14 protein-coding genes are annotated in these 12742 nt (G+C 64.3%); 4 read left to right on the top strand and 10 right to left on the bottom strand.

Going from position 1 to position 12742, the window contains the following annotated elements:
* The first annotated feature begins 255 nt into the window (after positions 1 to 255).
* On the top strand, positions 256 to 795 hold the full coding sequence (locus IBX22_RS12740; protein ID WP_194815799.1) for a hypothetical protein: 540 nt from the start codon (positions 256 to 258) through the stop codon (positions 793 to 795).
* A 194-nt stretch (positions 796 to 989) separates the two neighbouring features.
* A complete protein-coding gene (locus tag IBX22_RS12745; protein ID WP_194815800.1) occupies positions 990 to 1571 on the top strand; it encodes a hypothetical protein in 582 nt (193 codons plus the stop codon).
* A gap of 128 nt (positions 1572 to 1699) precedes the next feature.
* Here the strand turns inward: IBX22_RS12745 and IBX22_RS12750 are convergent, their stop codons facing one another.
* The 8 genes from IBX22_RS12750 to IBX22_RS12785 all read right to left on the bottom strand — a co-directional run bounded on the left by IBX22_RS12750 (position 1700) and on the right by IBX22_RS12785 (position 8485).
* Positions 1700 to 1936 carry a hypothetical protein gene (locus tag IBX22_RS12750; protein ID WP_194815801.1) on the bottom strand — a complete coding sequence of 79 codons (237 nt, stop codon included), beginning with the start codon at positions 1934 to 1936 and terminating at the stop codon, positions 1700 to 1702.
* Positions 1937 to 2002: 66 nt separating this feature from the next.
* Positions 2003 to 2575, bottom strand: coding sequence for a hypothetical protein (locus IBX22_RS12755; RefSeq protein WP_194815802.1), 573 nt, complete (start codon positions 2573 to 2575; stop codon positions 2003 to 2005).
* Positions 2576 to 3236: 661 nt separating this feature from the next.
* A complete protein-coding gene (locus IBX22_RS12760) occupies positions 3237 to 4172 on the bottom strand; it encodes a hypothetical protein (RefSeq protein ID WP_194815803.1) in 936 nt (311 codons plus the stop codon).
* A 572-nt stretch (positions 4173 to 4744) separates the two neighbouring features.
* Complete coding sequence (locus tag IBX22_RS12765; protein ID WP_194815804.1) at positions 4745 to 5029, bottom strand: hypothetical protein; 285 nt, start codon at positions 5027 to 5029, stop codon at positions 4745 to 4747.
* Between the two features lie 83 nt (positions 5030 to 5112).
* The gene (locus IBX22_RS12770) at positions 5113 to 5763 is read right to left on the bottom strand and encodes an MspA family porin (RefSeq protein WP_309234591.1); all 651 of its coding nucleotides are present in this window, start codon (positions 5761 to 5763) and stop codon (positions 5113 to 5115) included.
* Positions 5764 to 6678: 915 nt separating this feature from the next.
* Entirely contained in the window at positions 6679 to 7221 is a 543-nt protein-coding gene (locus IBX22_RS12775; RefSeq protein WP_194815805.1) for a hypothetical protein, read from the bottom strand.
* 309 nt (positions 7222 to 7530) lie between these two features.
* Positions 7531 to 7758, bottom strand: coding sequence for a hypothetical protein (locus IBX22_RS12780; RefSeq protein ID WP_194815806.1), 228 nt, complete (start codon positions 7756 to 7758; stop codon positions 7531 to 7533).
* Positions 7759 to 7912: 154 nt separating this feature from the next.
* Positions 7913 to 8485, bottom strand: a complete 573-nt coding sequence (locus IBX22_RS12785) for a TetR/AcrR family transcriptional regulator (RefSeq protein ID WP_194815807.1) — start codon at positions 8483 to 8485, stop codon at positions 7913 to 7915.
* 81 nt (positions 8486 to 8566) lie between these two features.
* Between IBX22_RS12785 and IBX22_RS12790 the strand changes: the two genes are divergently transcribed.
* On the top strand, positions 8567 to 9520 hold the full coding sequence (locus IBX22_RS12790; protein WP_194815808.1) for an NADP-dependent oxidoreductase: 954 nt from the start codon (positions 8567 to 8569) through the stop codon (positions 9518 to 9520).
* 574 nt (positions 9521 to 10094) lie between these two features.
* Here IBX22_RS12790 and IBX22_RS12795 read toward each other — a convergent pair.
* The gene (locus tag IBX22_RS12795) at positions 10095 to 10916 is read right to left on the bottom strand and encodes an SDR family NAD(P)-dependent oxidoreductase (protein ID WP_194815809.1); all 822 of its coding nucleotides are present in this window, start codon (positions 10914 to 10916) and stop codon (positions 10095 to 10097) included.
* A 113-nt stretch (positions 10917 to 11029) separates the two neighbouring features.
* Here IBX22_RS12795 and IBX22_RS12800 point away from each other — a divergent pair, with 113 nt between their 5' ends.
* Positions 11030 to 11629 carry a TetR/AcrR family transcriptional regulator gene (locus tag IBX22_RS12800; RefSeq protein WP_194815810.1) on the top strand — a complete coding sequence of 200 codons (600 nt, stop codon included), beginning with the start codon at positions 11030 to 11032 and terminating at the stop codon, positions 11627 to 11629.
* A 319-nt stretch (positions 11630 to 11948) separates the two neighbouring features.
* On the opposite strand, the gene IBX22_RS12805 is transcribed toward IBX22_RS12800, so the two are convergent.
* Positions 11949 to 12494, bottom strand: coding sequence for an acyl-CoA thioesterase domain-containing protein (locus tag IBX22_RS12805; protein ID WP_194815811.1), 546 nt, complete (start codon positions 12492 to 12494; stop codon positions 11949 to 11951).
* Between the last annotated feature and the right edge of the window lie 248 nt (positions 12495 to 12742).

Below are 12742 nucleotides of genomic sequence, written 5' to 3' on the forward strand. Positions count from 1 at the left end.
AGTGGACCGCTGGACATGGTTCCGGTCAGCGACACCCCAACTCGGATGAGCGCTCATTGCCGGGAGTCGGGAGTCGTTCCGTCCGCAGACCCGCGCTGACCGACTCGGGCCGCGCGGGTAGCGGCAGAAGAGTGTGTTCGGACCGGCCGCAGCCTGGCTGGCCCGAACAGCCCTGTCGCGGCACCAGCAGATTCATCCCATCTCGGCCAGCGTGTCGACGGCGGAGTCGGCTCGGTCGTGCCAAACAATCGGCCCATGAGCACATACGGGACAGCGGTGATCGCCGACACTGCGACCGAAGCCGAGGCGCAGGCCATGGTCACGAATCTGAAGACCCTGGCAGCGATGACAGTCGATCGGCATTCGCTCAATCCGGTTACGCCCATTGGGTCGTGGTGGCGAGCAAGCGGATACGTCGGAATGTCGGTCGCGGAGATGCTCGGAACTGGCCTGTTCACTGGAGCCGAGACGGCTCGTGTGGTGGTCGCGGACGATATGGATGAGTTCGGTGTTGTGTGGACAGCGTGGAAGATCGAGAACTCTGAACCGACGATCATTTACCGCAAGTACCTTTCGTCCCCCGGGGGCAGTGTCGATCCGACGTTGGCGTCCAGCGATCGGGTCGGCGCAGATGCTGCCGTTGAGATGGCCTCTCTCTGGAACGCCGACCCCGCGGCGGCCACTGCGGTGGAATCGAGGTTTGATGAAATGGCGCAGTCGCTAGGCCGGGTAGGCACCCCATTCATGCCATGGTTCGACGCCCTGGGTCTTGAATGGCCGGTCCACGGACACTAAGCACCCTCTGCCGGTGCTGTTCGCCCTCAATTCGGCAGATCAATGCGTTTGGGCGGCTGCGGCCTGGTCGGTCCGAACAGCCTTGTAAGCGGCATGACCGTACGTTCCGCGATGCCGTACTGCTGTGCCCTGTCCACGGTCAAGTCCTTGGTAGGTTCATGCGTCCGACACAAGCAGCGGGATGAGGTGCCCGGATGGGACTGGACTACAGCTACGAGGTCTACGTTCACCGCGATTCCGCACGTCCGCTGTTGGAAGCCGTGAAAGCCAACTGTGATCCCAGTCCCGGCAGAACGACGACGGTTGACCTTCCCGACGGCCGGGTTATCCTGCCGTGCACCTCCCGTTTCGTGTCCGATACAACTCTCCGCTTCGACACGACTGCGGCAGACGGCGGCCTTCTCCTCGAGCTGGACTTGTCGATTTTGTTCCCCGCAGACGATGAGCTGCTGAAATGGGTGGACGAAGACTACGTGGTGACGACCGGCCAGGATGGTGACCGGATGTGCCCGGTGGGTTATATCTACCTCTCCGCGCGGAACGCCTCGAGATTTCTACCTGACCATCTGTGCTTCGATTTCATGGCCGCGACAACCGATATGAGCCGGTTGTTCGTCCGCTCGGCTTCGATCCGCAGGTGGTTCGCGGATCTGGCGCTCGACCACGGCGCCCCGCTGTGTCTGCTCGACATGGAGGAGAAAGGTCGCATCGCAATCACTGTCGGGTCGTTCGATTACCAACGAAGCGTCGTCGACTGGAACGGTCTGTGTATCTGACACGACCGCACCGACTCTGATACATCCTCAATTCGGCAGATGAGTGCGTTCGGCCGACCGCGGCCTGGCCGGTCCGAACAGCCTTGTAAGCGGCAGGAGCGGATGTTTCGCCCAGCCCGGTGCGGCGCTCAGTCCACGGCCTTACCGAGCCAGTGACGAACCTGGGGATTGAGCGGCGTGTGGATGATGGCCGATACCGGTTCGAGGTGTTGTGGCTCGATCCATATCCCCACTGCCTGCGGCTCCGGATTACCGGCGGCATTGCCGAGCAGCACCACGATCGCGGGATCGGGACCGAACCGGACACGAATGTCGATGGTCAGGGTGCGCAGGTCGGCGACACCGACGCCCTCGATCTCGAGCACTTCACTCGAATATTCGACACCGGCGATGTGCGAGTAATTTCGATCATAAGTAACGAACTATCTGGATCATTTGTGACGATGTGCGCGAGGTCGAATGAAGGCTGTCACGGGCCCAATATAGAGGCCCAATACGACGACCGTCAGAACTGCGGTTGCCGATATCATCCAAAATCCTGGACCTAGCCGGAATCCGCCACCGTCGGCAATTCGATCGATCCAGAATTCGCGAAATCGGAGAATCAAATAGATGGATGTCGCCGCGGTGAGGAAAAGAGCTCCGGCCACCACCGGGCCCAGCACTCGCCTAATCGGCGCGGCCACAACGGGCGTCACGAGGAGGGGCAGCGCGATCAGGGCCAGCGCACCGAATACGACCATCGGGATGCCAAGGTGATCGAGCCCATACGGGTAACCTTCCGGCGCCCACCATCCCGTCACATCGGTCTTCGGGAGGGTACGCCGCGCCCGATCGAAAACCAGCGGGTCGCCGCGTCGCCAAGACCGAGCGATCGGGTACATCCAGGTCTGTGCCAGCGTGGAAGAAGATGCCAACAGGCTCACCACTCCGGCCGCCGCAAGCAACCAAGCCGCCCACCGGCGGGAAGGCGATTCGGTTTCGGGTCTCGAGGTCTCCGACATCCACAGCCTTGTCTATCGAGTTCTTCACCGTCGGCTCCGCTGTGCTGTCATCAACGGATTACTCGCCCCGATCGGCCTGAACGAACCTGGGAAATCCAAGTGTCCTGGTCAATAACCCAATATCACAATCGCGGCAGCAAACGATCCGTATGCACTGATCCAGCCGAGCACCCACCCTCCCGCAAAATAGCGGGGACGGCCGGGAAATAGTGCCAGTAGGGCTGATACAGCCATCTCGATCGGGGCGGCAACCAGCACAAAGGCCCATGCCATCGGAAGGATCAAGAGAACTGTGGCATGGATGAATATTGCGATGCAGACCGATGAGAAGGAGGTCTTCCATGGCGAGGCCGGATCCGTTGACTTCATCAATGGGCACTCACCAGGGTTGAAATAACCGAGATCGATAGAAGCATAACTGAGGCTGTGGCGATACCGATCGCAACTCCTTTTCGAAGAGGTCTTGCTCCGATCGCTGTCGCCAGGGCAATTAGAAGGCCGATACTTGCCGGCACTCCCGTCGCAACTAAGGACACAGAGTTGTAGTCCGGGTCAATCCGCCTCATGACGAGTGCGAACGCGACGACCTCGAGCGCGAAACTCAGCGCTACGCCCGCGGTCGCCGCGCCCCATCGGATTCCCACTGCTCCCGATTCGTCGCTCATATCATCCCCGGGATGGGCGGAACGCCCGGAGGATTGGCCGGGTTACCGAACTCGGTGGACGGTTTGGGGATCGCGTTCGGAACGTCGTACTCGAGATTCCAATCCATGAACTGCTGGAAAGCCTTGGATCCGCTGCCGATGTCATGATGTTTCGGCAAATTCAACGCAGGCCCCAGCGAACTGCCGGAGGTCGCAGGATCGACCAGAACCGTCCGGATGGATCCCTCGGGAAGAGTCTGATACACCTCCATGGACGGATAATCTGTTCGTACGCCGTCAACGGTTATACCATTCGACCCGGGAGTGAAAACCAGGTCGCCATTCACGGTCCACGCACTGAGGCCGCCGGGTGGATCCTGCGCAGCGCTCGGCGCAAAGGGGTTACCTGCTTCGTATTGAACGCGAACCGCCCCGTCGTCGGCCTGCCATACCCGGCCCTCAGGAGGATCGACACGGACCTCACCCGGACTGCCGTCGGAGTTTTCCCGGACCGATGGGTTCTGACGCATGACAACGATTCCATTCTCGTAGTCGACGACTGTGGCTACGCGTGTCTGTTCGGGATCGAAATTCGGGTCGGCAGTCCGATTATCACCCATTTCCCGGCTTCCATCCGGCCCTCCTGTTACGTCTCGTTGCTCAATATATTGGCCAACCCGGGCCGACCCCTTCCCTGGCACCGGACGTATCTTGACAACTTTGATCTCCGCATCGACATCCTTGTTCTTCGGGTCGTAGGATTTCGGATTCAATGCATGCGCCGTTTGCCAGTCCGTGGGGCTCTGCGGGTCACGGCCGAAAACCCGACGAAATGCCGCTGCTGCGGCGCGATCTCGTTCGGAACCATAGCTGAACGGCCCACGGGCGAAGCGGCGGAACGCACCCGGCGCGCCGCCTGCGAGGAAGGCAGTAACTCCGGAGATCAGTAACAACGGAATCCGTGGATCGTAGTTGCCGCCCGTCCTGACTGGGCTATCTCCCGACCTCTGATCCGGAGCTGGGGGCGTCACCGGTGCAGCGGGAGGTGCTGTAGATGTCGATGTCCCGGGTTCGGGTGCGGTCGGAGCGGCTGATGGTGGAGGTAGTTGTGGTGGATTCGTCGGCGCGGGTAGCTGTGGGCCCGGTGCGGCGGGTTGATTGCTGGGTGGGATGGCCGGGGCGGGGGTTTCGGCGCCCGGGACCGGGACAATCGGGGTTCCGTTGCCAGGTGGAATGGCAGGCGGTGTCAGCGCGCCCGCGCCGGTCCCGCCGCCATTGCCGGGCTGTGCGGGAAGACCCGGGGTTTGTGAAGGCAGTGGCGCGGGAGTGGTTGCTGTCGGCGGGCCGCCCGGTGGTGGTTGTGGGGTATCGATACACGGCCAGCCCGGGTGCATGGCCTGCCACTGCTCGCACGGGATGTAGCCCTGCGCGGACGCTGCGGGCGGGTCGGCCACGGTAGCGAACCCGGCGCCGAGGCCCACCGCGGCAGCGGCCAGCGCGAGTGCGGTGTGGCGTGCGAAGCTGCTCATCGGCGGTTCCGGGCGCCAACCTGCTCGCGCAGGGTGTCGATGCTCCACCAGGTGAGTCGTCCCGCGATGGACATGTAGAGGAAGAACGCCAGATAGACCAGGATCGTGCCGTAGTCGTCGGCCCAGCCGGGCATCCGGTCCATGAACGCGAACGCCACGATCAACAAGACCAGGCCCAGGGCGAGGCCGCCGGTCGCGACGGCTACGGGATTGAAGGGATCGGTCGTGGGCGTGCCGTGGCGGGCTGCGGTAGTCGAGCGGGCCGGGGTGGTGTCGGTCATCGGGTGGTTTGCCTTCCGGGGCTTTGTGAGCGCGGGGATGGGCGGAATCTGTTGGGGTGCTGGGTGTTTCGAGGTCGGTGGCTTTACAGCCAGATGGGGTCGCCGTAGACGGAGATGTTGTTGTCGGCGGTGGGGGTCGAGATCGCGGCGGTGGCGAAGGAGCGGATGGTGACCGGTCCGGCGCAGGCGTCGATTTTGATCTCGACTTGTTCGGCGGTGATCGAACCGCGGGATGCGGCAAGGGGTTTGGACCCGAAGGCGATCGTGGCGATGGTGCCGGGTTTGAGGGTGGTGGAGATGTTGGGGTTGACCGAGGCCTGTCCGCCGATAGTGGCGCCGGGGAATTGGGAGATGGTGACCGAGGCGTTCGGGCCGATCGACAATCCCATGCCGAGGGTGACACCGCTGGACACGTCGACCGCGCAGCCGATCTGATAGCCCAGGGTCAGGGTGCCGGCCCCAACCGGGGCGCTGCCGGTGCCGGTGACCTCGGCGAGGGCTTTGAGGCTGACGAAACCTTCCCGGCTGACCGGTGAGCTGGCGAGGTTGGGGACGCGGTCGAGATTCTCGCCGGTCTTGGTGAGCGCGAGGGTCCAGCCGTCATCGGTGACGGTCTGGCGATACTTGTCAGCTATCGGATCGGCGCCCGCCGATCCGGCGGTCCACATACCGGCCAGCAGCATGGTGGTCAGCGCAGCGGCACTGGTCACGAGTGTTGGTCGCGTCCTGGTCACGCCATCTCCTACACATTCAGCAAACTTTCAGTTACCGATTAAGGCTGGCATGGGTCCCTCGCACCGGAATAGCCAATGAGGCACCGATCACGCGATACCGGGAGATGGGGCGCGGATCACAGAGGAGCGAGCCGGAATTCGAAAGCGTTTCACGCCGTGCGTGTTTCGGGGCTGCCTATGGCGACTGCGGGCGTCGCGGCATGTGGTCGCGTGTCCAGATCGTTACGGACCGCGCGAGCTCGGTCACAAGCATCCGGGGCTGCTGACACCGGCCTACGCGGTTAATACGTTGATCTTCCGCCGTCTTCCCTCGTCGGCCACTTCGACCGCGGGCCCAGCGGCACGAGCGCGCGTTGGGCCGCCACCCGTCCCGTGGGATTCGAAGTCGAATCCGGGCGTTTTCGTGCACTTTTCGCCCTCCACCCGGCCGCCGGGAAGGTGTTTGGGCGGAAAGTGCACGAAAACGCCAGTCCCAACATCGGGCGAACGCGGGGATCCGAAGCTCTCCGCCAGCAGTGGCCCGAGCAAGCCGCTGTTGCTTCGTCGCTGTGCACGGAAATCGGCAGATGCGGACGTCTCCAGCGGCAGTGCCTCTCCTACCGCCGGCGCGCGGTGTGGCCGTATGCCTCCGAGCGACCATGCAGGCTGGTTCGCGCCGGCGGTAGCTCGGATCGGGAGGACAGACAAAGAAGTGCCCGGCTGCCCAACGCTGTCGCCGCCGCAAACCCGATACTGTCGGCGAGCTTGGCGCTCGACATCGCCCTTAAACCGTGTCGTTTTGGTGTCACTCGGCCCGATGAGCCTCTTTGAATTTCAGCGTTTCCGCTGGCAGTGAGTGCGCCCGAAGGGATTCGAACCCCCTAACCGGTTGTTGCGAATTCGAATCTCGTCGAGTGAACAGCCACGATGGCCGAACTACAGCGCGGGTTGGTGTAGGGAGTCCATTTCCGCGCGCAGAGCGGCGATCTCGGCGGCCAGCTGCGCGCGGAGATGTTCTCGTTCGTGCAGGCTCGCGCGCATGCTCTCGATGATGTCGTCCATGCCAGCGAGCTTGCGGTCCGCGCCGGTGAGGCGCCATTCGATGACAGCCCGGCGGTCCACAGAGAGACTGGCAGTGCTGACCCAGTTCAGGGCGTAATCGAGCCAGTGCGGGGGCTTGGGCATCTTTTCGGTGTCCCAGCCGCGGCGATTCGCGAGCTTGGTGGACAGGGTGCGCTCGCCGCCTGCGTCCGTCATTCGGACTTCGCTGAGTTTGCCGGCACTGGTCACCACCACGGCGAACCGGCAGCAGCCCGCTAGGTGCATACGCAGTTCGGCGGTGCCACGGCCGTCGACATCCAGATCGCCCAGCCATGGTCCGTCCGCTACCTCGAGGACCGACTCCAAGACGACGGTCTGGCCTGCACCACCGCGCAGCCGCGTCGTCCGAATGCGCAAGTCCTCGGGTGTGGCAGCCATCTGATCCCAGTGCATCGCACTCCACTCCACATCTACCCCGGCATACGAACAGCAACCCTATGAACATAGCGACACAGTCGGGGCACAACCCAATGCCGCCGAACCCATGGCGTGGTCGGCATGTCGGCTGCCTACCCATCCGCAAGAAGTCCGGGCCACGACTCCTGCCCGCCCAGACCGTCAACGTCTTCGGGATCTTCAACCGCAAGGAGACGTCATCTGTACTCAGCCACAATCAACGCGCGCCTTGCGGCAGATCAGTGCGTTCGATCTGGGTCGGTTTCGTGCTTCGCGCATCGTGAGCCCGCCCTACCTTTGTTGGAACGCGCGCATCACCTTCTGGCGGACCAGCTTACGAAGACGCGTGTCCTCATTCGGATCCATGCCCTCGGCGACGAAGACAGCATCGGTAAACGAGTCGACGTCCTTAGGCGGCGACGCGCACAACCTGCTCTTTTCATCCAATGGCGGACAGAAACCCAGTTCGACGCACAGGTTGTCGAGCAGGAATGCCACATCTACGTCATCAGCACCCATACGCGGAAGTCTGCCAGAGATGGTCTCTGCCAGCCGATCTCCAACCAACCCCGCAGTCGACACGCTCATCGGCTACTTAACACTGGTGCCAGGACCTGATCCCGGCCAGGATCGGGCCCAGCCTTGCCGACCAAGGGAGCCCAGCCGGTCCTGCTCAGGGGACCGTCGGGGCTCGCGGCGTGACCGCCTCGCGCAGCTCAGTGGTGGCCTGGGCGATGAGCTCGGACAAGGTCGCGTCCGGGGCGGCCAGCCAGCGCGACGTGGCGCGCCGGGCGATCGCGATCGCCACGTCGATGATGAAGCGTGCCTCGCCAGGCTCGACGCCGCGGCGCTCGAGCGCCGGTACCAGTGCGCTGGCGATGTCGGCAAGCTTGATCAGGTCGCGTTCGGCAAGTGCTGGGCTGGTGGCGATCACTCCGACGCGGCGCAGCAGGAACTCGCGTGAGCGAAAGACCTCGTCGGCGGTCCCCAGCGCGGTCAGCAGTGCCTCGAACGGCGTGATGCCCGGGGCTGCCGCCTCGACCCGGGCGACGAGGTGGGTCTCGAGCTCGTTGTCGGCAAAAAGGACTTCTCTCTTATCGGGGAAGTAGCGATAGAAGGAGCGCTCGGTCAGACCGGCGGTACGCGCGATCTGCGCGACCGTGGTGCGTTCGAATCCCTGCGTCTCGAACAGTTCGAGCGCCGCGCGCTCGAGTCGGCCCTGTGCGTCGGACTCCCATCTCGGCATAGCCCCAAGCATGACAGCAGAGGCTGTCGTCGTGCTGCTAGGGTCAATGACAACAGATGCTGTCATCAATTGGAGATCGTCATGAAGGCTCTACAGTTCGACCGATTCGGTTCCCCGGAAGTGATCGTGCTCCGTGACGTCCCGATGCCGGAGCCGGGACCCGGGCAGATCCGGATCGCGGTGCGGGCGTGCGGGCTGAACCCGGGCGACTGGGCGATGGTCGACGGCCTCCTCGCCGACCGGTTGCCGCCGCTGCCGCGCGGCCTCGGGCTCGAGGTCGCGGGCACCGTCGACGCGATCGGCGAGGGCGTCACCGGCGTCGAGATCGGCGACGGCGTGTTCGGCCCGGCGACCTTCGACGGCCCGACGGCCGGGGCCGCCGAATACGCGCTGATGGCGGCCTGGGCACGCATCCCCGAGGGCGTCACCACCGAGCAGGCCGCCGCACTGCCGATGGCGGCCGAGACGGCGTGGCACGCGCTCGACGACCTCGGCATCCAGCCGGGTGAGTTGCTGCTCGTCCACGGCGCAGGCTCCACCGTCGGCGAGGCTGCGGTGCGCTTCGCGCTACACCGGGGTATTCGGGTGATCGCCACCGCCGGGCCCGCACGAGCCGCCGCCCTGGAAGAAATCGGCGCCCAGGTGACCGGCTACGGCGACGGCATGGCCGACCGCGTCGCCGCTCTGGCCGCAGGCCCCGTCGACCGCGCCCTGGACACGGCCCCGTCCGGCGGCCGGATCGACCGCGCGGACCAGGCCAGCCCGGCCGGTGGCTCACTGCCGACCCTCATCGAGCTGACCGGGGACCCCGACCGCGTCCTCACCGTCTCCGACTTCGCCGCCGCGGCCGAGCTGGGCGCCCGGATCACCCACATCGAGATGCGCTACGACCGGCTCGACGAGTTCGCCCGGCTGGCCGGCGAAGGTGTCCTGGCCGTATCGGTCGCCCGCAGCTACACCCTCGACCAGATCCACGAGGCTGCCGCACTCAGCCAATCCCGTCGGCCCGGCGGCAAGCTCACCCTCGTCCTGTGATCGCCTGGCCGCCTGGCCAAGCCATCCCGCTGCCCAACGAATACTGGGACAACCATCCACGCGAGCGGCGGCAGCAATGATCGATTCCAACTCCGCTTCTCGGCTTTATCGTGCGTTCGCGCACCATCACCGCATCCAGGCAGCCACAGCTTGGTCCTCCCTGTTCGGACAGGTCGAAATCGATTGGCGTGGAGAGAATCCCACCTTCCTCGCTTGATGGGTTGTTATGCGGCGCATGGGAACTACTCGGGCTCGGGGGCTGGATACGGGACAATTCAACGGTGTTGATCGAACTACGGCGGGTCACCGAGGTTCCTGACGGGGCGTACCTCGCCGACATCTGGGACGTCCTTCGGTCACATCACGGTTCCGTGGTGCGGCGACCCGGCCGCTGAGCCCGGCGGACACCATGTCGAGTGGACGATCGACGAAGACATCGACTGGGGACGGAACACCGAGGCGGCTTTTGTTGCCGCTCCGGGGCGCGCGCTGTGCACGGATGCATTCCCACAATGAGATTCTGCCGTGGGACCGGCAACCCCCGAACCCTGCAGCACTGCCGTTCTGCACGCGATCAGCCCGGAGCCATCCGGCTCAGGTGCTCCCATTCCTGATACAACCCGGCCCGGGTCCGGTCCAGTTCCAGGACCTGGTCGTAGGAGCGGCTACCGATGATCAAACGCCGGGGCGGGTTCGGCAGTGCGGCCAATTCCAGGATCACAGGAGCGGCGGTGCTCGGATCCGGGCCTGTTTCCTCGCCCCACATCTCTTCGAGTTCGGTGCGCAGGGCGCCATAGGCCGCAATGGGTTCGGTCATCGTCATGCCCGCAGTGAACAAACCCGTTGCGTAACCGCCCATTTCGACGATCGTGACCTTGATACCGAGCCCATCGACCTCCATGGCCAGCGCTTCGCTCAGCGAGTCCAACGCCACCTTGCCGGCACCATAGAAACCGACCGTTGCCATGCCACCGGTGCTGCCCATCGAGGTGACCTGCAAGATTCGGCCGCAACCCTGCGCGCGCAGATACGGAAGCACCGCTTGGGCCACCCAGACGGCACCGAAAAAGTTGACGTCGAGATGAGCCCTGATCTGCTCCTCGGTGGCTTCCTCCACCATGCCGTAGAGCAACCCGCCGGCGTTGTTGACCACCACGTCGAGCTGTCCGAAAGCGTCGAATGCCCGGCGCGCACCATCGAACACCGCCGCGCGGTCGGAGACATCCAGCGAAAACCGCACCAGGGCTTGCGGATACAGGGCGGCCAGATCGTCGAGGGGGTCGATGTTGCGAGCGACGGCGACCACGCGATCTCCCGCGCCCAAGGCCGCCTCGGTGAACGCGCGACCCAGACCCCGGGATGCACCGGTGATGAACCAAACTTTGCCGGTTTTCATACGGCCTCCTGCCTTTATGTGAGACGGAACGTATCGGTTCGATTACCTTGCCGGAAGCCATAGTCCGTTGTCAAACGAACCGTCTCGTCTCGCCAACCTGATATGCTGCACTCATGACCGATGCCCGGCACCCGGAGAACTCGCGGCGCAGCGAACGCTCGCGCCAAGCCATCCTCGCGGCGACCCGCGCACTGATCTCCGAGCTCGGCTACGCGAAGGTCTCTATCGAGGCCATCGCGGCACGCGCCGGGGTGGGCAAACAGACGATCTACCGGTGGTGGCCGTCCAAGGGCGCCGTCATCTTCGATTCGTTCCTGGCGCTGAGCACCGAAGGCGACGGGCAGCAGATCGAGCTGCCCGACACCGGCGACATCGAGGCCGACCTCAAACTGGTCATGCGGGCCACGGCCGCCGAGTTCGCCGACCCGAACTTCGAACGTCCGATTCGCGCGCTCGAAACCGAGATCATCAACGACCCCGAACTCGCTGCCCAGTTCCACGAGAAGCTCGAGCGCCCGGTGGACGAAGCCAAGAAGGCCCGCTTGCGCAGCGCACAACTGGCAGGCCAACTCGCTACCGACGCCGATCTCGACCTGGTCCTGGAAGTGCTCTACGCCCCGCTGTTTCAACGGTGGCTGCATCGCTCCGGGCCGCTCACCGCCGAGTACGCCGATTCCCTGGTCGACATCACGTTGCGGGCATTCCGGGCCTGAGCAGCTAATTCCAATGCCGCTGGCCAGGACCCGGGGTTCGGTTTCAGCAGTTCGCGACTTACGTGCTGACCGGTACCAGTCCGATACCGATCATGCCAGGCGCGAGCGCAGGCTCGGTTATCGCGGCCGAGTCGCGGTGAGCGTCTTCCCGCTCGACGAATGGACGGCCGAACAGCCATCGGGAACAAGGCCGCTCCCCCAACCCCAGCCCACCGAACAACAGATCCGTGACCTACTTGCGGGAACCTGCGCTGACATCGGCAGAGGCGGATGTTCTGAACACTCGACTCTGGCCGGCCGTCACCGCCTCGTGTCCGCTTCACTCCGAGAGTGTCACTGTCACATCGGTGTTGATATAGCCAGCACCTTCGGAGCCCCAATGGCAGACGAGGTTGGTGACATCGCCCATGATGGCGGCGCGCTGGAATGTGGTGATCGACTCGCCGGCCACCAGGGGCGGCAGGCTCTGCCAGGTCGCCTTACGCTCGGAGTTCTGGTTCGCGGCGAAATCGGAGGTCCAGCCGCTGTCGCCACTTTTGATCAGCGGTGGCGAACCCTGTGGGGACGTACACCCTTGCGGGGGAACGGGCAGGTCCGTCTCCGGGCTCCATACTTCGCCCGGTGGCTGGTCCGCGGCCGTCAGGAACGCCGCCGATGCCCGCGCTCGCTCGTGGCCTTCCTGTGTCAGCGAGGCATCGACCACAGCGATTCGCGATCCCTGACGAACTACGGTGCTGGACAGATCGAAAGCGGCGTTCGATACGGGCTGATACAGGTCGACCGTGAGCCGGGCAGGGGTGAAACCATCAGGGCAGCGCGTTTCGAGTTCGCGGGCCAGCAGCCCACAGATTCCGGTCCCGCTCAATCTGCTCGGAGCCCACGGGCTGACCGCCAGCCGCTCGGCCCGCGAGCCGGTCCCCGTCCCAGCTGAAGAAGCTCACCATCTAGTCGATTCCCCTCACACTCTCACGACACAGAAGTGAAACACGTTATAGCTAGAGTCAATTCATAGCTCGGCGTTCTGCCGAACCGACTACTGAACCTGTGGATCTGGCGCACGACATACGCGCTCGTCGGCAAAAGCGTGCGTTCGCGAACGCACGATCAGCGGTG

The sequence above is a fragment of the Nocardia sp. XZ_19_385 genome (genome assembly GCF_015355755.1).
Taxonomy (GTDB): Bacteria; Actinomycetota; Actinomycetes; order Mycobacteriales; family Mycobacteriaceae; genus Nocardia.

Coding starts and splice junctions, on each gene's coding strand:
- IBX22_RS12740 (WP_194815799.1), top strand. CDS start 256: ATGAGCACATACGGGACAGCGGTGATCGCCGACACTGCGACCGAAGCC.
- IBX22_RS12745 (WP_194815800.1), top strand. CDS start 990: ATGGGACTGGACTACAGCTACGAGGTCTACGTTCACCGCGATTCCGCA.
- IBX22_RS12755 (WP_194815802.1), bottom strand. CDS start 2,575: ATGTCGGAGACCTCGAGACCCGAAACCGAATCGCCTTCCCGCCGGTGG.
- IBX22_RS12765 (WP_194815804.1), bottom strand. CDS start 5,029: ATGACCGACACCACCCCGGCCCGCTCGACTACCGCAGCCCGCCACGGC.
- IBX22_RS12775 (WP_194815805.1), bottom strand. CDS start 7,221: ATGGCTGCCACACCCGAGGACTTGCGCATTCGGACGACGCGGCTGCGC.
- IBX22_RS12780 (WP_194815806.1), bottom strand. CDS start 7,758: ATGGGTGCTGATGACGTAGATGTGGCATTCCTGCTCGACAACCTGTGC.
- IBX22_RS12785 (WP_194815807.1), bottom strand. CDS start 8,485: ATGCCGAGATGGGAGTCCGACGCACAGGGCCGACTCGAGCGCGCGGCG.
- IBX22_RS12790 (WP_194815808.1), top strand. CDS start 8,567: ATGAAGGCTCTACAGTTCGACCGATTCGGTTCCCCGGAAGTGATCGTG.
- IBX22_RS12795 (WP_194815809.1), bottom strand. CDS start 10,916: ATGAAAACCGGCAAAGTTTGGTTCATCACCGGTGCATCCCGGGGTCTG.
- IBX22_RS12800 (WP_194815810.1), top strand. CDS start 11,030: ATGACCGATGCCCGGCACCCGGAGAACTCGCGGCGCAGCGAACGCTCG.